Origin of the sequence: Flavobacterium pectinovorum (assembly GCF_900142715.1) — a bacterium.
Taxonomy (GTDB): domain Bacteria; phylum Bacteroidota; class Bacteroidia; order Flavobacteriales; family Flavobacteriaceae; genus Flavobacterium; species Flavobacterium pectinovorum.
On sequence record NZ_FRBX01000011.1, the window covers coordinates 1 to 26,212 of the forward strand.

General features: G+C 30.5%; 10 protein-coding genes. All 10 read left to right on the top strand.

Annotation, left to right across the window (positions count from 1 at the left end; translation table 11 throughout):
- On the top strand, positions 1 to 7,159 hold a 7,159-nt coding region (locus tag BUE22_RS23315; RefSeq protein WP_073398357.1), incomplete at its 5' end, for a non-ribosomal peptide synthetase.
- Between the two features lie 5 nt (positions 7,160 to 7,164).
- Entirely contained in the window at positions 7,165 to 8,436 is a 1,272-nt protein-coding gene (locus BUE22_RS23320) for a PLP-dependent aminotransferase family protein (RefSeq protein WP_073398358.1), read from the top strand.
- A gap of 82 nt (positions 8,437 to 8,518) precedes the next feature.
- The gene (locus tag BUE22_RS23325; RefSeq protein ID WP_073398359.1) at positions 8,519 to 9,277 is read left to right on the top strand and encodes an alpha/beta fold hydrolase; all 759 of its coding nucleotides are present in this window, start codon (positions 8,519 to 8,521) and stop codon (positions 9,275 to 9,277) included.
- Positions 9,267 to 13,604: a type I polyketide synthase gene (locus BUE22_RS23330; RefSeq protein ID WP_073398360.1), complete on the top strand. Its 4,338-nt coding sequence runs from the start codon at positions 9,267 to 9,269 to the stop codon at positions 13,602 to 13,604. Before BUE22_RS23325 ends, BUE22_RS23330 begins: the two co-directional genes overlap by 11 nt.
- Before the next feature lie 2 nt (positions 13,605 to 13,606).
- Positions 13,607 to 21,799 carry a non-ribosomal peptide synthetase gene (locus BUE22_RS23335; RefSeq protein ID WP_073398361.1) on the top strand — a complete coding sequence of 2,731 codons (8,193 nt, stop codon included), beginning with the start codon at positions 13,607 to 13,609 and terminating at the stop codon, positions 21,797 to 21,799.
- An 8-nt stretch (positions 21,800 to 21,807) separates the two neighbouring features.
- Positions 21,808 to 22,767 carry an NAD(P)-dependent oxidoreductase gene (locus BUE22_RS23340; RefSeq protein WP_073398362.1) on the top strand — a complete coding sequence of 320 codons (960 nt, stop codon included), beginning with the start codon at positions 21,808 to 21,810 and terminating at the stop codon, positions 22,765 to 22,767.
- Positions 22,745 to 23,128 carry a RidA family protein gene (locus BUE22_RS23345; RefSeq protein ID WP_073398363.1) on the top strand — a complete coding sequence of 128 codons (384 nt, stop codon included), beginning with the start codon at positions 22,745 to 22,747 and terminating at the stop codon, positions 23,126 to 23,128. Before BUE22_RS23340 ends, BUE22_RS23345 begins: the two co-directional genes overlap by 23 nt.
- Positions 23,121 to 24,212, top strand: coding sequence for an alanine racemase (locus tag BUE22_RS23350; protein ID WP_073398364.1), 1,092 nt, complete (start codon positions 23,121 to 23,123; stop codon positions 24,210 to 24,212). Before BUE22_RS23345 ends, BUE22_RS23350 begins: the two co-directional genes overlap by 8 nt.
- Positions 24,209 to 24,871, top strand: a complete 663-nt coding sequence (locus BUE22_RS23355) for a thioesterase II family protein (RefSeq protein ID WP_073398365.1) — start codon at positions 24,209 to 24,211, stop codon at positions 24,869 to 24,871. The genes BUE22_RS23350 and BUE22_RS23355 overlap by 4 nt, the downstream gene beginning before the upstream one ends.
- A gap of 187 nt (positions 24,872 to 25,058) precedes the next feature.
- The gene (locus BUE22_RS23360) at positions 25,059 to 25,706 is read left to right on the top strand and encodes a 4'-phosphopantetheinyl transferase family protein (protein WP_073398366.1); all 648 of its coding nucleotides are present in this window, start codon (positions 25,059 to 25,061) and stop codon (positions 25,704 to 25,706) included.
- The last annotated feature ends 506 nt before the right edge of the window (positions 25,707 to 26,212 follow it).

The following is a 26,212-nucleotide window of genomic DNA, read 5'->3' on the forward strand; positions in this document are numbered from 1 at the left end:
TCTTGACGAAAAATTATCTTTAAAACCCATTGGTTCAGTTGGCAAACTATACATTGCCGGGGTTGGAGTTGCCAGGGGCTATTTGAATAAAACAGCGCTTACAGAAGAAAAGTTTGTCAACAACCCTTTTATTGAGGGCACAAAAATGTATGATACAGGGGATTTAGCCAAATGGCTTGCTGATGGAAACATTGAATACATTGGCAGAAAAGACCATCAGGTAAAAATTCGTGGCTACAGAATAGAATTGGGCGAAATAGAGGTTGCGATTTCTCAGTTCAACAAGCATATCAGGCAAATCGTAGTGAATGCCCAAGAAGTAAATGGCGAGAAAGCACTAATTGCATATTACACTACAGATGAATCAGAGCTGATCAATAAGACTATTCTTCGAGAATATTTACAGAGCAAGCTTCCAGATTATATGGTTCCGGGATTTTTTGTTGAGCTTGAAAGTATCCCTTTAACCACAAATGGTAAGATAGACCGTAAAGCATTACCAAATGTTACAGGAAGGGATTTAATCAGAAAAGCATTTTTAGCCGCTAGAAATGAGACCGAACATAAACTTACAGTAATATTTCAGGAAGTATTAGGAATTGACAATGTAGGTATCAGTGATAATTTTTTTGAAATGGGAGGGCATAGTTTAATGGTGGGGCAGGTGTTGAACAAAATGCACCAAAACTTGAACATGCAGATAAGTTTTAAAGACTTTTTTGCTTATCCGACCATTGAAGGAATTGTTAAAAATCTTAGTAGAAAAGACTATATCCCAATTCCAAAAGCAGCAGAGCAGGAAAGTTATCCCTTAACTCCATCTCAGCAGCGACTATGGGTTTTAAGCCAGTTAGAAGGTGGTTCACAAGCCTATAATATGCCATTAGTAGTTACATTAAAAGGAAAACTTAATATTAAATATTTTGAAACAGCCTTTGGTCTTTTCATAAACAAGCATGAGATTACCAGAACTTTATTTAAGACAGATAAGGTATTGGGAGAAATCCGCCAGTATGTTGTACCAAAAGAAGAGATTAGTTTCAAAATACCGGTCTTGAATTTTACTGAAAAGGACCAATCTGATATAGAAGATTATTTGCAAACTGCCAATAGTGAAGTTTTTAATTTAGAACAATCTCCATTAATAAGAGCATCGTTACTTAAAAAAGCAGATGATGAGTTCTTATTCTTTTTGTCCATGCATCATATTATTGGCGATGGATGGTCAACAGAAGTATTGATATCAGAAGTTGTAGGAAACTACAATAATCTTCTTTATGGAGGGAGTAATCTTAACGGAGAAGAAAAATCAGCTTTATTATCTATTCAATACAAAGATTATGCAGTATGGCTACAGCAGGAAATCAAGGGAGAAAAATATCAAAAAGCAGAAACGTATTGGTTGGAACAATTTAAAGGAGATCTTCCTGTAATAGAGTTACCAAGTTATAAAACAAGACCATTAATACAGACTTATAACGGAGATAATTTAAAGCATATTTTTTCGAAAGAATTTACAGAAAAACTTATCAAGTATTCAGACAAACAGGATGTAACCCTGTTTATGACATTAATGACTGGTATTAATACATTACTTTACCGATATACAGGTCAGCATGATATTATCATAGGAACTCCAATAGCAGGAAGAGAACACCCTGATTTGGAAAATCAAATAGGACTTTACCTTAATACACTAGCTATAAGAACAAGATTTGAAGATTACAATAATAGCTTTGAATCCTTACTGCAACAGGAAAAAGACACTTTGTTATCTGCCTATGAAAATCAGATGTATCCCTTTGATGAACTGGTAAGTAAATTGAATATAAAGCGTGATACCAGTCATTCTGCATTATTTGATGTTTTGGTTGTGTTCCAGAATCAGAGTCAGTTACAATTTAATAATTCAGAAAAAGATATAGTTGGTTTACAGGTTGAAGGATATGATTATCATAGAAAGACTTCACAATTTGATATAAGTTACATTTTTGTAGAAGAGAAAGGGCAATTAGGGCTTACAATTGAGTACAATACCGATATCTATGACGCTGTTTTAATAGGAAGAATGTTTTCACATCTTGAAAACCTGCTTACTCAGGTTATAGAAAAAGAAACACACAGCCAGAAGCAAAATATACCAAATCTATTTATTGAGGATATTGATTTTCTTACAAAGGAGGAGCGTCATAAACTCCTGGTTGAATTCAATGATACTAAAGCTGATTATCCTGAAGATCAAACAATTATGCAGCTTTTTGAGCAGCAAGTAGAGAAGAATCTGAATAAAGTAGCGGTATTTTTTGATGGTAAGGGGCTTACATATAAAGATTTAAATGAGCAAGCTAATCAGCTGGGAGATTATCTAAGACAGAATTATAATATACAGCCGGATGATTTAATAGCTATTAAGCTAGAGAGAAGTGACAAGATGATAGTGGTTATAATGGGTGTATTAAAATCGGGAGCAGCTTATGTGCCGATAGATCCGGATTATCCACAAGATCGAATAGATTATATAGAAGAAGATACAAAAGCGAAGGTTACAATAGATGAAGACTTTTTAGAAACTTTTGCAAGGCAAAACAGAGAGAATACTTATACTAAGGAAAACCTTTCTACACTTAGCAAACCAGATAGTTTGGCATATGTAATTTACACCTCTGGAACTACAGGACATCCTAAAGGTGTAATGATGCAGCAGAGAAATATTCTCAATTTAATTATTTATCATATACAATCAATTACACCATACAGTAGGGTAACATTCTTATCAAATCCAAGCTTTGATGTTTCATTTCAGGAAATATTTAGCACCTTATTAATAGGTGCAACGATATTCCCAGTAACAGATGCAATAAAGAAAGATATTCATAAACTTTCTGCTTTTATAAGAGATAATAAATTGGATTCCTTGTTTTTTCCAACAGCATATTTTACAGTACTTGCAGAGAATGATTTATTTCTGGAATCACTTAATACCGAGGTTAAACATATTATAGTAGCAGGAGAAAAATTAGTTTTAAATGATGCAATTTTAGCTAAGGTTAAAGAGAAGCATATTAAAATCCATAATCATTACGGACCAGCAGAAACTCACGTTGTGACTACATACGTAATAGATGAAAAAAATGCTACAATGCATATTCCTCCAATTGGTAAACCTATTGCTAATACTTCAATATATATATTAAACAAAAATAAAGCATTATGTGCATTAGGAGAAGTGGGAAATATATATATAGGTGGTATTGGATTGGCCAAAGGTTATAAAAATAAAAAAGATTTAACGTTAGAAAAATTTGTTGAAAATCCTTTTCTAAGTAATGAAAAAATGTATTACACCGGAGATTTGGCGAGGTGGCTTCCGGATGGAAACATTGAGTTTTATGGTAGAAAAGACTTTCAAATAAAAATAAGGGGATATCGTATAGAAATTAATGAGGTAGAATTTGCGTTGGCTGGTCATGATAATATAGCAAATGCTATTGTAGTAGCTCAGCAAATAAATGGAGAACAAACACTAATTGCTTATTATATTCTAAAAAATAAGGAAGAAAACGTCGAAAAGAAAGATCTAAAAGATTACATACAATCAAAATTACCTGAATATATGGTTCCAGGTTATTTTGTGGAACTGGAGACTTTACCGCTTACATCTAACGGAAAGGTAAATCGTAGCGCTTTGCCAACTGTAACAGAGGTGGATATGGTAAGAAGAGCATACGTTGCTCCAAGAAACGATACGGAAAAAAAGATTGCTTCTGTATGGAAGAATATATTAGGTGTTGAACAAGTTGGAATAAATGACAATTTCTTCGAGTTAGGAGGAAACAGCATAAAAGCAATTTTATTTGTAGCGCAGCTTAATTCTCTTTATAAACTTAATGTAGAGATTAGTACATTATTTAAAAACCCTGAAATTAAAGTACTAGCAGAGCATTTAACAGAAGCAGAAGATAATTTTAGTCTTGGCGCAAATACTGATTCGATTGGGTTATCACCCCAACAAATGAGTATGTGGATTTCTGAAATAAAGAATAATACATCTAATATTATTGTAGCTGGGGTAAAAATACCGCAGGCTTTTGATCCTGGTAAATTTAAATCTGCTATCGATACCATTATTTATAGACATAAAGCATTTAGAACAACTTTTGTGTATGTTGACAATCAGCCAATGCAAAAAGTACTTTCGCATGGTTATGAAAATTATAGTATTGAAATTATATCAGAAGAAGATTTAAAAAAAGCGAAGGATGAACATAAATTTAGCTTAGAAGAGTTTCCTTTATTTAAAATTTATGTACTCTGTAAAGAAAACTCTTTTAAAGTTTTCTTAAAAATTCATCATCTTATTTTTGATGGCTGGTCTTTAAACGTATTTAGAAATGAATTACTATCGCTTTATACAAATTCTAATGAGAATCTTGTTAACATCAGATTTCAATATGAAGACTATGTTAATAAGCTTGAAGCTAGAAATAAAAAGGAGATATATAATTACTGGGAATCAAAACTTAAAGATGTTCCAAGTTTCTTAGGTCTGCCTGAAAAAGCAGGAAGCAGTACTGTAGAAATTAGCAAAAATGGGGATTATGTAGAAATTCCTATTGATAATGAAGTGGTTACTGGTATTAAAAAATACACACAACAAAGCGGAGTAACTCTTTCTACTTTTGTATTTGCCTGTATAAAGATAGTACTTAGCAGAATTTCTAATAGTAATTCTATTAATATTGCGATACCTTCTGCGAATAGAAATGATTATTCTTTTGCTAATACAATAGGACTTTTTACTAATATCCTATTTCATTATGACAAAATAAAAAGCGATGAAAGTTTTGCCGATTTTTTACAACAGGTACAATTAACTTCGATAGAAGCAATAAAATATTCCAATATTTCTCTTCATGAAATTTGTGATGCTTTAAAGATTAAAAATTCTCATAGAAGTATTCCTTTAACTCCAGTAGTTGTCAATATTCTTGATTTCCTTGAAGAAAGTTACGAGACGGAGATTGAAATGGACATGGATGAAGAACCAATGGTTGATTCAAAGTTTGACTTAGAATTTTTTGTCAAAGAATTTTCCGAAAAAATGATAATAAATGCTGTATTTAAAACAGACTTATACGAGAAAAATGAAGTAGAGTATTGGATAAATGGGATTGTCTCTGTAATGAAACAAGTTCTCTCGGAGCCACAAGTAAGGATTGATGAAATCAAAATATTTGATGATTTTTTAATTACGAACGAACCCAAACCTATCAATGAATACATTAATTGGGATCTTGGATATCATTCAATCATTGATCGATTTCAGTATATATGTGTTTCAAATCCAGATAAGCAAGCTATAGTTGAAGATAATAAAAGTATCACTTATAAAGAACTGAATGAGCTGACAGATAGTTTGGCATCACATGTTGTTGAAAATAGTAAGAATGATAAAATACTTCTTTTACTAACACATGGTTATAATGCTGTGGTTGGAATTTTTGCGGTACTTAAATCTGGTAAAGCATACATTCCTATAGACTTAAATCTAAATTCAGCACGAATTTATGACATTATAAGTGAGATTAATGCCGATACTATTTTATGTGATCATAAAACAGAGGAACTTGCTTATAAAATCACTAAAGATTTTCAAATTGACATTATAAATATTGAAGAAGAAATATCTAATAAAGAAAACTTAAATGTAGCGTTAGAAAAAGTAAATTTAGTTCCAGATTCTTTAGCGTATATTTTATATACATCCGGTTCAACCGGAAAACCTAAAGGTGTAATGCAATCTCATAAAAATGTATTGCATTTTATAAATGTATACACCTCACAATTACACATTAGCTTAAATGATCGTGTAAGCTTAATACCTTATTACAATTTTGATTCTGCAGTGATGGATATTTTTGGAGCTTTATTAAACGGAGCTACATTGTATCCCTATGATATAAATGCTATTGGTATTTACGATTTACCAGAGTGGCTGGATAAGTATGAAATATCTATATATCATTCTGTTCCTACTTTATACAGATCATTAACAAAGATCATTAAGGAAAAAATAAAATATGTACGATTAGTTGTTTTAGGAGGGGAAGCAGTTTATAATAATGATTTTATAGATTTTAAAAATAATTTCAAGTCACATGCCATTTTAATAAATGGATACGGACCGACAGAATCAACAATAGTATGTCAAAAATTTTTAAACGAAACATCTTCGACAAAATATCATGTACCAGTTGGTAAGCCCGTAAGCCGAACGAAAGCCTATTTGGTAAAAGGAAATAATCAAACGGCACGCATATATGAAGAAGGTGAAATTATTTATGCTAGTGATTATCTGGCCTTAGGTTATTATAAAGATAATGAGCTAACAGATAAAAAATTTAGAAATGAGCTATCCTTTTTATCTCCGCCTTTATCTGCAAGATGCTATTATTCGGGTGATTGGGGGAAACTCTTGCCAAATGGTGATATTGAATTTATCGGACGTATAGATAGTCAAATAAAATTAAATGGTATTCGAATAGAATTAAATGAAATTAATTGTGTTGCTGAAAAGATTGAAGGTGTAAATGAGACCATTACGCTGCTTAGAAAATTTAATAATACAGATTATATTGTTTGTTATGTGAGTTTGAAACAAGATACGAAACTTACAAAGGAAATTATAACAGATAAACTCAAAACCAGTTTGCCTTCTTACATGGTTCCAAAAGCAATTATTCTGTTAGAAAAAATTCCTCTGACCAATACTGGAAAAGTTGATGCCGGGGCACTACCCCAATTGGGAGAAGAGCATTTTTCTAAGACAAAATATGTAGCTCCTGAAAACGAAATCGAAGAAGAAGTAAAACAAATCTGGGAAAGTGTATTGAATATTTCCCCTATAAGTATATTCGATAACTTCTTTGACATAGGTGGAACATCAATTAAGGCTATCGAATTGACAAATAGATTAAAATCAGTTTTTATTGAAAAAGAGATATCTGCTGTAATTGTTTTTGAATACACAAATATTAGAGAAATGTCCAACTTTATTTCGGAAAGCACAGTGGCTGAAACAGAGGAAGAATTAAAGTATGATGATATGGAGATATTATTAGATACAATAAATTTATTTAACGAAAATCTTGAAAACTAGCATAAATGAATAGTAGAGAAATAGAACAATTAATAAAAGAGGAAGAAAATAACTTAAATAGTTTTTTGCATCTAACAGCTAATGAAAATGTAATATCAGAGTTTGTTTCTCAGGGTTTGTCCGGTACATTTTCAAACAGATATCACCTTGGGCAAATAGACAAATTTAGTGATGATGATATTACTTATTCTAACGGAAATATATATAAAGGTATATCTGCTATTAATAAGTTGGAAAGAATTACATCAATTATATTAAATAATCGTCTTGGGGGTGTTGACACTGATTTTAGACCTCTTTCAGGCGTTCATGCCATGATGTGCACAATTTTGGCTGTCACTGAAGTAAATGATTATGTACTTACTGTAGATCCTGCAACAGGCGGGCACTTTGCAACACAAAATATTATTGAACGAACAGGAAGAAAAGCTTTGACTGTTCCTTTAAATAGAGAAACCCTGACACTTGACTATGATTTTATAGCAAAAATGAAGGACAGAGAAAAAATTAAAATGTTTTATATCGATGATAGTTTTGCCTTTCAACCTATAAACTTTCCGCTATTAAAGGAAATTTTAGGACAAAACACAATTATAGTCTACGATGCATCACACCCTTTTGGTTTTATATTTGCTCAGCAATTTATGAAGCCTATATTAGAAGGATGTGATATTTTGCAGGCCAATACACATAAAATATTTCCAGGACCACAAAAAGGAATTATACATTTTGCAAACAAAGCCTTGGCATCTAAGGTAAAAGAAGAAATTGGAAAAAGTTTAGTCTCCAGCCAACATAGTCATCATACACTTGCACTTCACCTTGCTATACTTGAGATGGATGAATTCTGTGAAGCTTATGCCGAAAAAATAATTAAAAACACAAGGTATTTATACAATTCTTTAGTTGAAAAAGGTTTTTCTATTTTAGAACCATTTCAAAAAAGAGAATTGCTTACTAATCAATTATATATAAAAGTACCTGATGGTCAAAATGCCGAAGGAATTGCTCAGCGATTTTATTCGAATAATATAAGTATAAATATTAGGCGAATATTTGATCAAACCTTTTTAAGAATAGGTCTTCAAGAAGTAACGAGGCTGGGGTTTAATGAAAAAGAAATGGATGAGCTGGCAATTATAATTGAAGATGTAATGTTTAGTAGAAATAAAATAAATATTAGTAAAAGTGTAGAAAATTTTGAACTTCAGGAACGAAAAATGCTTTTTTGTTATCAAGTGTCTAAATTCTCTGAAGAGAAATTGTTAGTAGAGTAAATTTAAGAAAACGATCACTAAGCCTCTAAATGACAAGCTAAAAATAGCTGTAAGAATAAATTAAAACAAGAAAATATAAAAAATGAAACAGAAATTTTATAAAGTTATTATTATATGCTTCATTCTGATAATAAGTAGTTGCTCTACCAAAAAAAGTAAGGAATCACATGAATTAAGGGAATATGGTATTACTTTATTCGACACACTCAGAGCAAGACAGATACCAATCTATTTCTACAATACTAATGACTGGAAACAAAAAGTAGTGATTTTCAATCATGGTTACGGAAAAAATAATCCGGGGAGTTATAAAACATACTCTAAAATTTGCAGACACTTGGCACAAAATGGATATTTTGTAATATCTATTCAACATGAGATTCCTGGTGATGCTCCATTGGCAATGGAAGGAATTTTTTATGAGACCAGAATGCCCAATTGGGAAAGTGGAGTGCAAAATATAAAATTTGTAATTGAAGAAGGTAAAAAGATTTTTCCAACATTGAATTGGAAAGATATTACCCTGATAGGGCACTCAAATGGTGGAGACATGACTATGCTGTTTGCTTCAAAATATCCTCAGTCTATAACAAATGCAATATCACTTGATAATAGAAGAATGTTACTGCCCAGATCAGAAAGCCCAAGAATTTTAAGTTTAAGGGGAAGTGATTACCCTCCAGAGCCTGGCGTTTTACCAAGTGAAGAAGAACAGGTAAAATTTAAAATGAAAATAATCTACTTGAAAGATATACGTCATTCAGATATGGACGATAAAGGAACGGCATCTCAGCTAGAAACAATTAATAATTATATTATAGATTTTTTAAATGGAAAATAACAAGTATACAGGGTTAGAGATTGCTATTGTGGGTATGTCTTGTAAGTTTCCCGGAGCAGAGAATTATGAAGAGTTCTGGAACAATATTCTAAATGGAGTAGAATCTATAAGCTCTTTATCGAATACAGAATTAGATAATTTGGGCATCTCAGCGAATATTTATAATGATAAAAATTATATAAAGACATACAGGCAAAAACCTGAAAAAAAATACTTTGACTATAAGTTTTTTAACTATAGTTTTCAGGAAGCTTTATTGCTGTCACCACAATCCAGGCTTTTACATCAGCTTATATGGGAGGCGCTTGAAGATAGTAATTTGACAAATACCAGTGAAATTAACGAGTTTACATCACTTTTTATTGGGATGGAAGAAGATTTTAATTGGAAAGTATATGCTTCTTCCCTAATTGATAAATTAGAGGTTGATAAATTTACATTTAAGACTTTAACAAATGTCACACACATTCCCAGTTTAATTTCAAATAAATTAAATTTTAACGGCAAAAGTTTGTGCATACATACTACTTGCTCCAGTTCTATGGTCGCTATAGATATGGCATTTAAAAGTTTACTCCTTGGCGAAACGAATATTGCAATTGCAGGAGGCTCTTATATTAAGAGTAATCCAGAGTATGGTTATTTATATGATGGAAATTCAGTAGAATCATCTGATGGAAAATGCAGACCTTTTGATAAAAATGCTGATGGAACGGCTTGGGGTGAGGGTGTTGGAATTGTAGTATTAAAGCGTTTGAAAGATGCTATTGCACATGGAGATACTATTCATGGAGTAATAAAAGGAAGTTTTGTAAACAATAATGGAAACAGAAAGGTTAGTCATACTTCTCCAAGTGTAAAAGGACAATCAGAATGTATAAAAAAAACTTATCAGAAGTTTTCTATTCAGCCAGAAAGCATATCATATATTGAAGCGCATGGTACAGGAACCTCTCTTGGTGACCCTATAGAAATAGAGGCATTGAGTAAAATTAATTTTTCAAAAGAAACCCCTATTGGTTCTGTTAAAGCTAATATAGGTCACTTGAATGTTTTGTCAGGTGTAGCTTCATTAATAAAGTCAGTTTTATGTTTAAAGCATAGAAAAATCCCTGCTCAGCTTAATTTTATTGAACCTAATCCTAAAATTGATTTTGCAGCGACACCTTTTTATGTTAACAAGGACTTACTTGATTTTAAAGAGAAAAACTATCCTTTACGAATTGGGATCAATAATTTTGGTTTAACGGGAGTAAATGCACATTTAATTTTAGAAGAATATGCACAACAGTCTACTCTACAAAATAGTAAAGATGAGATAAAAGTACTGGCGCTAAGTGCCAAAAGTAGTCAATCACTAAATGGACAGATAACCAAAATTAAAAAGCAAGTTGAAAAGTATGATTATGATTTAACAGCTTTGACTAAAACGTTAAATGTGCACAGAAATCACTTTGATTACAGAAAAGCAATTGCGTTTAATGATAAAACAGAATTAATAAATGCTCTAGAGTTTTCAGTCAACGAATCAAACAAAAATGATAATATCAATAAAATTGTTTTTTGTTTTGCGGGACAGGGAACCCATTTTTTAAATATGGGTAGAGACTTAGCAGATAGGTTAAGTACTTTTAAAAAAGAAATAGATAATGGACTTGCTTTACTTTCTGCTTATACAGCTATAGACTTTGAACAGATTTGTTGGAATGCGAATATAGATGAATTGGATATAGAAAGTACACATCCATTGATTCTATTGTTTCAACATGCAATAGCTTGCCAGTTGATCGATTTGGGTATTAAGCCACAAGCACTTATGGCGCATAGTTTAGGTGAGTATGCAAGCGCTGTTATTGCCGGAATTATGAGCTTGGAAGATGCCTTAAAAATAGTTTATGAACGGGCAAAGCTTATAAAACAAACAGTAGGAGGAGCCATGATATCGGTATCAGTCGAGAATAGTAACAATATACAAAGTATTATAGATCAACATAATGTTTCTGTTGCGTCAATAAATACTGAAAATAATATGGTTTTGTCTGGCACCGAAGAAAATATAAAAAGGTTAATGGCAGAGTTTAAAGAAAGTAAAATACCTCATATAAAACTTAATTCAGGTTATGCATTTCATAGTGATGCGCTGAAACCAATTTATAATGCTTTTCTCGAATATTTAGAGCAGTTTAACTTTAATACTCCACAAATTCCTTTTTATTCCAGTTTAACCGGAAATAGAATGAGTGAATTAACAAATAGTTATTGGGCTGATCAAATGCTAAATCCAGTTAATTTGCATCAGGTAATATCCAACTTCAAGTATGATGAGCAAAGTTTATTTATAGATATTGGTCCCGGTAGTTCCATTACAAAACTAATTAAGGCAAATATCAATAAAGCACAAATAATTAGTTTAAATAAAGAGAATGAAGAAGAGTGGGAAACCTTTATTAAGTCTGTTGGATTACTTTGGGAAGCAGGACTTCCGGTTGACTGGAGTAAAATATATACAGCTACCAATAAAATTTCTTTTTCTAATTATTATTTTGATACTCTTGAATTGCCTGCGGAAGTGGATGGTTTTAAAGAATTAATGACTCGTGGTGAAAAACTCAAAAACTATTACGTATACAAAAAAAAGTGGAAAAAGGAAGAAGTAATAAAAAATACAGAAAAGTATAAAACAGTTGTTCATTTTTCCGGTAATCAAAACCTTCAAAACTTTTTTGAAGAACAAGCCGAAAAGGTTATAGAAGTAAAAATAGGTGCCGAGTTTAAAAAAGTCAGTAACATAAGCTATGTTATAAATCCTTTATGTGAAGAAGATTTTTATGAATTATTTAAATCGCTTTACGAAGAGAATCCCACAATAGACGCTATACTACATAGCTGGACACTAGAAGAAATTACAGTTGCCTCACATGCGATTGATATGTATTACAAATCAATTGCCTTTTTGGTAAAACAATTGGATAAAGTTATAGGAGATAGCAAGAAGGCGAATATCACTATTATTTCGTCTACATTGTTTAAAACAGCAGAAGAAAGTATTAATCCTTTTAAGGCACTTTTGTTAGGAGTAGCCAGAGTAAGTAATGTAGAATTTAAAAACATTCAAACTAAAGTAATTGATGTAGATGATTTGAGGTATGTTTCTTTTGATACACTTTATTCCATTATTCTTCAAAATGTAAATACTCCTTTTGCTGTAAGAAATCAAAATGTTTACATAGAACATCTGGAAGAAAAGGAAACTGGAGAATATGAATTTAAATATAGAAAAAACGGATTATATCTCGTAACGGGTGGTTACGGAGGAATTGGTTATACTATTTGTTCTACTCTGGGTAAAGAATATTCTGCTCAAATAATTATTGTAGGAACTAAGGAGGACAATGAGACAAAAAGAAAAGAATTAGAAAGTTTAGGCGCTGAAATTTTTTATATTCAATCAGATCTTAGCAACAAACAAGAACTAGAGGAAAGTTTGCAGAACATTCAAAACCGTTTAAATAAATCCATTCATGGGGTGTTTCATACAGCAGGTCTTGGAGACTTTGCAGGTATAATATTAAGAAGAGACATTAATGATATTAAATTGTTTTTGCCAAAAGTGTTTGGTACCATTAACCTTAGTGAGAGCTTAAATCAGGATGAGTTAGATTTTTTTATTAATTTTTCTTCTAAAGCAGCAACAGTTACTTATCCTGGTCAATTAGCCTATACAGCAGCCAATCTTTTTATTGAAAGTTTTACGGAAAACACCAATGAAAAATATTTTTCAATAGCCTGGCCCGCAATTAAAGATGTTGGTATGGCGCATAATGCCATATTAAATGATAAAACAAGCACCGCCAGAGAGCAAAAGAATTTAAATGAAATTGCATTAGATCCAAAGTTCATCTTCAAAATTATTAGCAATATACTTTTAATAAAAGAGAAGGGGTGTGTAATTTCTAAAAATGAAATAGAAACTTCCCAAAATGATTTTGAAAAAATGTTGATGAATCATAGTCAACACTTAAGTAAAGAAACGAATACAAGAAAGAGTTTAAATATAAATTCGGAATTGGTTTTGCCTAAAACAAAAAAAGAAACCCAAATATTAACTATTATAAAAAATGTTTTAAATCTTGATGTTGTAAGTATGAATGATAATTTTTATGACTTAGGTGGAAATTCATTAAGCTCTATGGTCATTTTAAATAGAATAAAAACAGACTTAGGCGTCGAGCTTACTTTAAATGAGTTTCTGGATATGAATACCATTTCAGACATGGTCAACAAAATAGCTGATAAAAGTAAAAAAAAGGAAATTATAATAGAATAATTATGGAGAAATTAATTGAAGAACTAGAAAAAAATGGAGTTTCTATAATTGTTGATGAAGATAAACTTAAAATAATTTTTGATGAAGACAAGGAAATTCCTGAACATTTTTTACAGGAATTGAAAGAAAAGAAGACTGAAATGATTGCATTTCTTAAACAGGAAAAAAATGCATTAGAATTTCCAAGTGATAATAATGAATACCCTTGCTCTCCTAATCAAAGAAGTTTATATTTTAATTATAAAAAGGACATTTCTTCGTCTTCTTATAATATGACCTATATCAATGAGCTGAAAGAAATTGTTGATGTAAACAGGTTTAATAATGCCATAAATGAAGTTGTAAAAAGGCATGAAGCCCTTAGAACATGCTTTGTGGAGAGAAATAACCAACTGAAACAAATCATCGTTCCGGTTCAAGACTCGAAACTTGAGGTTGTTTTATTTAATTATGAAGCGTATGATGAAGATGAAGTAGTAAAAACTTTAAGAACGGAAGCACAAAAAAGATTTAACTTGGAAGAAGGCTATCCTTTGCGAGTTGTTTTAGTTCAAACGAAAAGTAGAAGTCTGGTGCTTTTAAGCCTCCATCATATTGTAGGTGATTTATTGTCATTAAAAATTATTGCTCAGGAGATTTACGAGATTTATTTAGGAAATAAAATGAATTTACCTGCTGTAAATCAGCATTATAAAGATTACTGCCTATGGTTGGAAAAGAAATTAGCAGATAATAATGAAGCAGAAGAAATGTGGACGCAGAAGTTTTTAAATTTCGAAGCAGCTACCACTTTACAGAATGACATAAATCTTTTAACTAAGAATGGAACTGCAAAATCTTTAAATTATTTTTTTCCGGAAGTTTATTTAAAAAAATTTAAAAAAATATGTAAAGAAAATAATTCGTCTTTGTACATAGGCTTTTCTAGTCTGGTTTCTTTATTATTAAATAAAATAACAGGAAGTAATGATATAACTTTCGGAGGTCCCGTTACTGCGAGGCACTTTCTTAATCATCAGGATCAGGTAGGATATTATGTAAATAGTATTCCGCTTAGAATAAAAATAGATAGTGAAATTAGTTTTAATGATTTCTTAAAAAGAAATAAAACTAACTTAAATGAATGTATTGACTTTAGTTATTATCCTCTGCCATATTTAATGAAAAAAATAGGTCAGGAAAATATTAAAGAGCTTTATAATATTATGGTAGTCTATCAAAACCAGGAAGCTTTTCAGACCACGGAATTTATAACTAAAATTCATAATAAATTAGAGTTATCGGCAAAGTATGATCTTATTATTGAATTTTCAGATATAGTTGGAGAAAAAATAAATATTAAGATGGAGTATAATGAATCTTTATATAGTGCAAATTATATTGACACTATTTATAAAGCTTTATGTAATCTTATTGAAAATGTGTGTAAAGAACCTAATACAATATTGCAAGATATAGAATTGATTAGTGACACAGAACGACACAAATTGTTAGTAGAGTTTAATGATACGAATATTGATTATCCTAGAGATAAGACTATTGTAGATTTGTTTGAACAACAGGTAGAGAAGACAGCTAATAATATCGCAGTTGTATTTGAAGATATAAAACTTACTTACAAAGAGCTTAATGAAAAATCCAATCAATTAGGACATTACTTAAGAGAAAATTATCAAATTTCACCTGATGATTTAATTGGAATCAAGTTAGAACGAAGTGAGCAAATAATTATCACTATTTTAGGAATATTGAAATCAGGAGCTGCTTATGTGCCAATTGATCCTAGTTATCCCAAAGCAAGGATAGATTATATAGAAAAAGATACTAATAGTAAAATAATAATAGATGATAAATTCCTATACGATTTTGAACAATTAAAAAATAATTGTTCACAAGAGAGTTTAGAAAAAATTAATACACCTAATGATTTAGCTTATGTAATTTATACTTCTGGAACAACTGGACAACCCAAAGGAGTAATGGTTGAGCATAGAAATGTAATTAGATTAGTTAAACCTTGTTCGTTTTTTCCTTTGAATGAAGAAAAAGTTTTACTTGGTACTGGATCTATTTCATTTGACGCAACGATAATAGAGTTTTTCGGAACATTATTAAATGGTTCAAAATTAATATTGACCAAACAAGAAAATCTATTAAAATTAGAAGCCTTAAGAAAAGTTATTCAAGATCATAATGTTAATAGTCTTTGGATGTCAGCATCTTGGTTTAATCAAGTGGTTGAGAATAAAATTGATGTTTTCGAAACAATCAAGCAGTTAATAGTAGGTGGAGATATTGTTTCAGCAACTCATATATCAAAAGTATTTGAAAATTATCCCGCTATAAAAATTGTCAACGGATATGGGCCAACAGAAAACACGACATTTTCTACTACTTTTGAGATAAAGAACCAAAAATATTTCAATATCCCCATTGGCAGTGCTATATCAAATTCAAAGGCCTATATTCTTGATGAAGCATTAAGTTTATGCCCCATAGGAGTTTTTGGGAAAATATATGTATCTGGATCAGGAGTAGCGAGAGGTTATTTAAATCAATCTGAACTTACTAAACAACAATTTATAAATAGTCCTTTTATAAAAGGAGAAAGAATGTATAAAACTGGAGATTTAGGAAGGTGGTTACCAGATGGTAATATAGAGTTCTTAGGAAGAAAGGATGAGCAGATTAAAATGAGAGGATTTAGGATAGAATTAAATGAAATTGACTCTGTCATCGCAAATCTATACTATATAAAATCTTGTAAAACATTATATGAAAAGAATAAATTGATCTGTTATTTTATTCTTGAGAATATAGATAAAGAAGATATTGAAACTGTTATACGTAATGATGTTAAGCAACTTCTTCCGGATTATATGGTACCACATTTTTTTATTGGAATTGAAGCTTTTCCTATGACCATAAATGGAAAGTTGGATAGGAATAAATTATTGCAACAGCAAAAAGTTACAAAAGAACAACCAAGTCAGATAAATGTTAATAACGAAGATAAAATATTATCTATATGGGCAGAAGTATTAGATACGGATATTAAAAATATTGTTCCTTCAAAAAATTTCTTTGAAAATGGAGGTGATTCACTTTCTTTATTAAACCTAATTTCAAAGCTTAACAATATTGGCATCCATATTACATACGATGCATTTATTGAAGCTCCTTTTTTAGCTAACATAATTAATAATGTGATAGGGGATGAGTTAACACCTGTGCAATTAGACGAAAACCCTTTTATTTTATCTCCAATTCAAGAATGGTACTTTGAGAAAAATCCAAGTAATGCTAATTTTTTGATGTATACGACCCATACATTAGAAGAAAATTATTCGGCTGAAATGATACAAATAGCACTAAATGCTATTTGTCAAAAGCATTCCTCTTTTCGTTTAAGGTACACACAAAATCTTTTCTGGCATCAGTATTATGATACGGAAGCTTTAACAGAACAACTCTATGTTTTTAAAGATCTTGGATTTGAAAAGGATAAAAATTTAGAAAATTGTATAGAAGAAGCAGAACAAATTATAGATACACTAAAAGGACCACTTTTATACGTTACCTTATTTAAACATAATGAAGAAACAGCAATATTTTTTACCTGTCCTCATTTAATAATAGATGCAGTGTCATGGAATATTTTTATTAATGATTTTGTGTATTATTATAATAATCCGTCACTTAAGCCTACTTATACAAAAACCTATAAAGAGTGGTTGTTAAATCATCTAAATAATAGCAATGGAAATATTAATAAGGAAGAAATTAATTATTGGATTGAACAGGCTTCTGATAAGAATATTTACAGGAAGGGTTTTATTACACAAAATCGAATGGAAAACCTTAACATTCCTAACATAGATGTAGATAAAAGTTCAAAAAATATCGAAAATATTATTCTGACAGCTTTAACATATACAATTGGCAAGACACTTCAATTTGATGATGTTTACTTTGAAAAAGAGGGACATGGTAGAGAGATGGTTAATAAATTTGATAGTTCGGAAATTATTGGATGGTTTACATCAAAATACCCTGTAAAGTATACTGCGAATAGAGAAAGTCTTGTGCAAACGTATCATAATGTTGTAAACGCCAATGAAAATAGACGCTATAATGGTGTATGGTTTGATAAATACAAGCGTTTGGCACCTCAACCAATAAGAAATGCCCTGAACAAGGAGTTATCATTTTCATTTAATTATCTGGGTGTATTCAGTCAGTCCAACTTAAATAATTCTCCCTTAGCGAGACCATTGATTCCACTCAGCACACACATTAATAGTGAATGTCTTAAAGAAATAAGGAAAAATTTTTACTTATTGGAAGTGAATTGTGGCGTGATAGCAAGTGAAATTTTTATCAATTTAAATGCTAATGAAAAACTATGTTTACATGATGATGAATGGAATAATTTTAAAGAGCTATTAAGTGGAACAATAAAGACTTTATTGGAATATAGTAAAAATGATCCGAAAGATCTTTCAGATGATGATGGCTCAATATCTGATTTTCAGAAAGAATTAATTGCGCACTCCTTAATTAATGAGGACAAATCTGAAAACTATATTACTCAGTGGGAATTTGAAACTAAAAACTTTGACAGAGTTAAATTAATAAATAGTTGCAGGAACCTGCTTAAGAAATTTGAAATACTAAGAACGGCTTATTTCTATGACGTACAAAAAGGAATTTTCCGTAGCGAAGTTTTGAACCTTGAGGAGGCTTTTATTTTTAATGAGTATTCAGCTGTTACTAACCTTAAAGAAACGCTTAAACAATTAAAAAATATAGCCGTAGTTGCCGATAAACCACTAATGAAATTTTCGCTTATTAATATTGATATTGAAACAGATATATTCGTTATTACTGCACATCACGCTTTATTGGACGGCCATTCTATGTTTATTTTGTTGCATGAACTATTAAACACATATGAGAATAAATCTGTAGAAAAACATTATGTTCCTTATAAAAAATATATACAACACATTCGTTCAAAAGATAAAAAAGTAGCCCTAAATTATTGGAAGACTACACTTTCAATGTTTTTAAAGGAGAAAGTGACGACAAACCTGAATAACAATGCCACTTTTAATGAGCACTCTGTGGCCTTTAAAATCAGCAAAGAAACTCAAGATACTTTAAGATCTAACAAATTAACGCTGTCTTCAGCTTTTAACTTTATCTTCGGAAACACGTATGCCTTATTAAAGAATGAAGAGAAATTGGTTTGGGGGAACGTTGTAAATTACAGAACAAATGAAATGGAAAACATGGACGGTATAGTAGGTCCATGTATTAATAGTATTCCAGTTTGTTTTGATTTTAAAAAGCCTGGAACCACCTTGTTTGATGATATTGCTATTTTGCAAAAACAAGTAATTACATCTCAACAATTTTCATATATCTCTTTGCAAGAAATAGTAACTACTGTTGCCCAGAAAAAATTGTTCGATATATTATTCACATATCAGAATTATAAAAAGGCAGAATTAGACAGTATGAACCTGCAAATAGAAATGTTAAATGAAAATATTATATCTTCTCATTTTCCATTAACGGTTGTTGTACACCAAGTTGGGGAACATGAATTTGCCATACGTGTAAAGTATAATACAGCATTTTATACGGAAGACTTTATACAGAATTTTATTAAAGTTTATACAGATAACATGGAAAAGCTGGAATGTTCTCAGGCCAAAACCGCTCTTTCAGTTATTAAAGGAGAATATAAACAAAAAATGCCATTTAAATCACTTATAGAAGGGTTTGAACTTTGGGTAAAGAAATCACCAGATAAAATAGCGCTTTCGTATGTTGGTGAAGAACTCACATATAGGGAGTTAGATGAGAACGCAAATTTTATCTGTTCTCAACTTATGGATTATAAAGGGATCAATTGTGTTGTTGTTTGTCTTGCTGAAGTACAAAATTATGTGCCGGCGATTATAGGAATTCTTAAAACAGGTTTACATTTTATAAATATTGATGCCAGTTTCTCACAAAAAACAATTGAAAAAATTATTCTACAATTAGAACCTTCTGTATTAATAACAGATAATGCAGCAGAAAATTTAGATCCGTTTTTTACCTGTGAAAATAGAATTAATCTACAGCAAGGAATTGGAAAAAAATCAGATGCTCCAACAATAAATATAGAGAATCAGGAATTAGTAACAATTAACTATACTTCTGGATCCACAGGTGTACCTAAATTAGTAAAGATTGATAATAAAAGTCATTTAAACAGATTAAATTGGTTATTGCAAAATTTTCCGGCAACAACAGATGATCAGTATGTTCTAAAATCTTCTTTTTCTTTTGCTCCTGCACTTCGCGAAGTGTTTGAGCCTTTATGTCAGGGATCAACATTGCATATTATAAATAACAATATGTTAAAAAATGTAGATGAGTTTTGTTCATTTATGAAAAAGAACAAAATAACAAGGATTTTTCTTACTCCATCGTACATTAAATTACTAATAGCAAATAACAAATTAGTTGATCTAAAAGAAGTAAGGATTATAGAAGTAAGCGGCGAATCTTATTCTTATGATCTGGTAGAAACGTTAAATAAAGTACTGCCAAATACCATTATATTGAATCGTTATGGTTGTACAGAGGCAGCTTCTGTTGTATATCATACTTTTTCAAAAGAATTACCGATTTCTGAAAAGAGAATTCCATCCGGGAAACCCATTTATAATACAGAAATAATTGTTTGTAATGAAGAAGATCAAATCGTTCCAATTGGCGTGATTGGTACTATTTTAATTAAATCAGATTGTCTGTCGCTTGGTTATGTAAATGCAGAAGCCAACAAAAATAAGTTTATCGAACGAGAAGGAAGCGTCTGGTTAAACACAGAGGATCTTGGATATATTGGCGAAGATGGGAACCTTTATTATGTGAGTAGAGGTACCAGAATGGTAAAAATAAGGGGATATCGTGTAGAACTAGATGAATTGGAGGTTATTGCAAAAAATCACCCAGATATAAAGAACGCATATGCAGATGTTGAAACAAACGAATATGGCAACTTTATCGTGTTTTATTACAGTTCATTTTCAAAGAAACCTATTGGTAGTACAGAGCTAAAAGAATATTTTGTAGGTGAATTGCCAGAATATGCAATACCTCATAAATATGTTTTCATTTCAGTTTTTCCACTAACGTTAAATGGTAAAATAGATGCTCAGGAACTAAAAAAAATGTCTATTCCGATATTTACAAAGGATAAAAACACTCCACTAGATAAATCATTGGAAAAAAGCATAGAAAATATTTTAAAAGAATTATTAAAAATAGAAGAAGATATCGATCCCATGGATGATTTTAGATCACTTGGGTTAGACTCTATTCTGTCTTTGTATTTCCTGCACAAATTGCACAATGTACTGGGGATAAAATCAGATCCTATATTATTATACAAAAATAATACTATCAGACTTTTTGCAAATGCTCTAAATAGTATTGATAATCAAGCCGGCTATAGTATCATAAAACCAGAAAGTAAGCATATTGTTTTTGTTATAACACCTGCAAGTGACGCCGCAATTGATTTTCAATTTATAAATGAAATACTAACATATGACTATAACCTGGTAATTTTTGATCCTGTAAGATTGGATAAAGAAACAACAGTAAACATGGAAACTCTTGCAATGCATTATGCAAAGGAAATTAATGACTACCTGAGTACAATAATTGATGTTGAAAGCGTGAGTATTGCCGGATGGTCTCTGGGCGCCACTATTGCTTATGAAGTAAGCGCTCTTTTTAAGAAAGAGAACGTAGTTTTTGACCATTTAATGTTAATTGACCCAGGGTTTTATTATCAGGATTATGATGATCAAGTTACCAGAACATCACTTACAATCTCTTTAGAGAAGTTAGATCCGGAAAAAATATTTACAGATCGTTATATTGATGCTGCGTTAAAGGCGAACCAGTTAATAAGAAACTATAACCCGAAAAAGTTAGATCGAAAGATAATTTTAGTAAAACCTAAAATCATTAGTTCTTTTGAAAGAAATTATAATCATAAGTTGAATCAATTAGATGAAATAGGTAATACAACAATTGAGTTACTTGAGATTAATGGAAATCATATGACTATGATGCAAAATATGGAAGGAATACTGGGGTTGTTTAACCAGATAATACACAATTGATAATTAATATGACTAAAATACTTTTATTAGATAAAATTGCCGAAAAAGGGCTTGAGAGATTTAAAGAATTTTCAATTATTGATGATGGATGTGCATTTGACCAGGAAAAAATTAAATCTGTAATTGGTAATTACCATGGTGTTATATTTAAGAGTGGTAATCGTATTAATAGAGAAATTTTACTTGATGCAGCTAATTTAAAATTTGTAGCCAGAGCAGGATCCGGTGTCGATAATATTGATATAAATACACTTAATGAATTAGATATAAAATTATTTACTTCAGCAAAAGGAAATGCCCGTAGTGTCGCGGAGTATGTGTTAGGAACAATGATTTTATTGTCTCACAAACTTTTTGAATCACACCTTGGAGCAAAAAATAATAATTTTCAAAGACATACCTGGCAAGGCAGGAATATTAGTGAGCTGAGTATTGGTGTTATTGGATATGGAGTTATAGGTAAGGAAGTTGTTGACTTATTAGCTCCGCTTTGCAAGAATATTTTGGTGTATACGAACAAGGAGCTTACTTTTAAAAATGATAACCATAGTAATGTTAAATTTTACAATAGCATTGAAGAAGTGGTATCTATGTCAGAAGTTATCACTATTCATACTTCTTTAAATCCAACAACAGAGTATTTATTTAATGAAAAGTTATTTAAATGTATGCGCAAAGGAAGTATTTTGATTAATACAGCCAGAGGAAAAATTATTGAGGATAGTGCCTTATTGAATGCCTTTAAAGATGATACAATTGCGTATGCAGCTTTGGACAGTCTTTACCCTGATCCTCATTATAATACAGATCCTATTTTAAACACCTATAATCATTTTTTAATTCATCACCCTAAAGTATTTTATACTCCTCATATAGCAGCGGGCACCCGTGATGCACTAGAAGAAGTTTCAGAGAATTTAGCCAGTGATGTAAAATATTTTCTAGATGAAACGAAAAATTACAACTAATAATGCCCCAATGCCTTCTGGCAATTATTCTCAAGCCATTCAGGTCGATAACCTGGTTTTTATTAGCGGGCAATTACCATTAAAAGATGGTGACTTAATTTCAGACAATGAACCTGTTAAACATTGCAGACAATGTCTTATCAATATTAGTAACATATGTATTGCTGCCGGAGGAGAAATTAATGATGTAGTTAAACTCAATGTATATTATACTGATGTAAGATTTTCTCAAGCGTTGGATGAGGTTCTGCCGGAATTTTTTCATGAACCTTATCCTGCCAGAATCAGATTAGGGGTTTCGACTATTTCTAAAAATGCCCAAATTGAAGTTGATGCAATAATGTATAATAAAAATGAATAAAATAAAAAATTTATCAGAGATAGATTCCCCTTCCCTTATTTTAATTAAGGAAATAATGGAAAGCAATATTGAGGCAGCTTTAGAGATGGTTTCTTTGGATAGGTTTCGACCACATGTTAAAACAAATAAAATTCTGGAGGTTTGCAAAATTCTTAAAAACAAGGGGGTTACCAAATTTAAAGCATCTACTATTTCTGAATTAGAGATGTTAGGAATGATAGATGCAAAAGATGTTCTGTTAGCACATCAGCTTACTCCCTTAAAAATGGAACGATTTATAAATCTAAGTCTTAAATATCCAAATACAAAATTTTCTTGTGTTTTTGACAATTATGAGAATTTAGTCTGTTTTGATGATTTTCTTGATTCTTATGATTTTAAACAGGACATTTTTATAGATGTAAATGTTGGAATGAACAGAACAGGTTTGCCTTGTAATGAATTGATTGTTTTTTTTCAAAAAATTTTGAAATTAAAAAATATAAACATTAAGGGGTTTCATATTTATGACGGACACATTCGGGAAACTAATATTGACAAAAGAAACGAAATTGTAAAAGAAGTCTTTAATCAAGCCTATTTACAGATTGAGATGATAGAAAATTTGCATAACTGTAAATTTCAGATTGTTGCCGGAGGTTCTCCGTCTTTCTCTGTACATTCACAAAATTCAAGAGTAGAATGTTCACCAGGAACTTTTGTGTTTTGGGATTGGAAATATTCTAGATTGTTTCCGGATTTGAAATTTGAATGTGCTGTTTATATCATTTCAAGAGTGATTTCTATTCTGGATTCTAAAACAATATGCCTGGATGTTGGACATAAAGCAGTAGCTGCAGAAAATCCTTTTCCAAGATTAAAATTTTTAAATTTTCCTGAAGCAAAAAGTATAATGCAAAGCGAAGAACATTTAGTGATAGAAATAACAGATACTTCAAACATTAAAATTGGTGATGTATTAATTGGCATTCCGGATCATATCTGTCCTACAATTGCTTTACATGAAAATATACATGTTATAGAAAATAATGTATATGTGTATGATTGGAACATAATTGCGAGAAAAAGAAAAATTAATATATGAAAATTATATCCCTTCACTTTGCTGGTGGAAACAAATACTCTTTAAATAAGATTTTTACTAATTTTAATAATTACGTTCCTTTTGAGTTGGAACGAAATAATAATATTGCCGAACTCAATAAAATTATAGATCGTTTTGTGATTTTATTGAAAAACCAGGTGCAGGAAGAAAAATCTTATGTCATCTATGGTCACAGTATGGGAGCTTTAATTGCCTATTTACTCTGTCAAAGATTGCAAGAATTAAACTATCCAATGCCAAAAAAATTAATAGTCAGTGGTAAGAAGTCACCCTCAACTATAAGTGATAAAAAAATAGTAAACCTTAATGATGAAGATTTTTGGAATGAGATAATAGCTTTAGGAGGCATACCAGATGAGATAAAAAATAATCCGGAACTAATAAATTATTATTTGCCTATTTTGAAATATGATTTTAAAGTGATTGAAAGTTACCAATACGAAAATAGGCAAAAGTTAAGTATTCCAATTGACGTATTTTATGGATCAGATGATGCCATAGAAGGAGAAATGACAGGTTGGAGGGATGAAACAACCAGAGAAGTAAATATTACTCAATTGAAAGGAAATCACTTTTTTATTTTTAACCATAGTGATTACTTTAGAAACTATTTCAATAATTTAATAAGAAATACTTAAAATTTCCGGAAGAAATATATTTCTTCTATTGGTACATGCACTTAACCCATTCGGGATTCCATTTATTATTTAGCTTCTATGATAGTTTAGACTTAAAATGTGAGGTAGAGTATAATGAGAATATTGACCAAAAGTTTTTGGATGGAATATGGAAAAAAAATAACGATTTTAACCAGTATGATTTTTAATGATTATTTTATACGCATTTATAAAAGAAGATAAACATCAGGATCTTTTAAATAGATATTCAGATATTAGTACAAAAGAGTTTAAAGAAAAAATTCTAAAATACAGAAGATGGCAGGATGCTCAGTTATCTTTATTGGGAAGAGTACTTCTGAAATACGGATTAAGCACTTTTTATGATATAAAAGAATTTGAAATTTGTTATCAGTCTGATAAAAAACCTTTTTTAGAAGGTAAAAATATATACTTTAATATATCTCATACAAACTCTTTGGTGACATGTGTCATTGCAGATTTTCCTATAGGAATCGATGTGGAATTTTTAGATAAAAAAATTAACTATCTGGATTTTAAACCCCAAATGACATTTAGTGAATTGTATAGAGTAGGTAATTCCAAGAACACGGTGCAGGGTTTTTTTTCGTACTGGACAGAAAAGGAAGCTGTCATAAAAGCCCATGGAAAAGGCTTACTAATTCCATTAAAATCTTTTGAAATTTCAAATAATGAATGTATAGTAGAAAATGAAAAATTCTATTTGAAAGAAATTTTTATTGATAAAAATTATCAATGCTGTATAGCAGCAAATAGTGACAGAATAAAACATGAAACTGTTGTTTTAGAAGAATTAAATTTGAATACATTATAAGAATGACAACAACAAAATTCTTTACTCAAGACTATCTCTCGTTTATATAAATGTTTTTTCCATGGCAATTTTATAGAAACTGATACACAGTTGGAATAAGCCGTAAATTTTACCTAAAAAGTCCGTAATTTTTTATTAAGCGCTATGTTATTTTTGCGTTATGCTATAATAAAGTTCATGTATTATTAATGAATTTTTTTAAAATAGTTAACTGTTTTATACTAAGTATGAATTATCATTTTTGATTAAAAATACTACTAAAATACTGCGTTGAATATTTTGATCTTTATTTCTCTCGATGATATAAAAGATACACTCGTTAAATAAAAGGTTATAAGTTTCATGGAAAACATTAATAAAATTGCAGAGCTTTTTTGGAATAACAAAATTAAGGGCAAAGAGCCGGTATTTCCGTTAAATAAAGAAATTAGCTCCTTTAAATACACAATTGAATTGGAAGACTTGGGATATTTGCAAAAGATATCCAATAATAATCGTCTTTCACA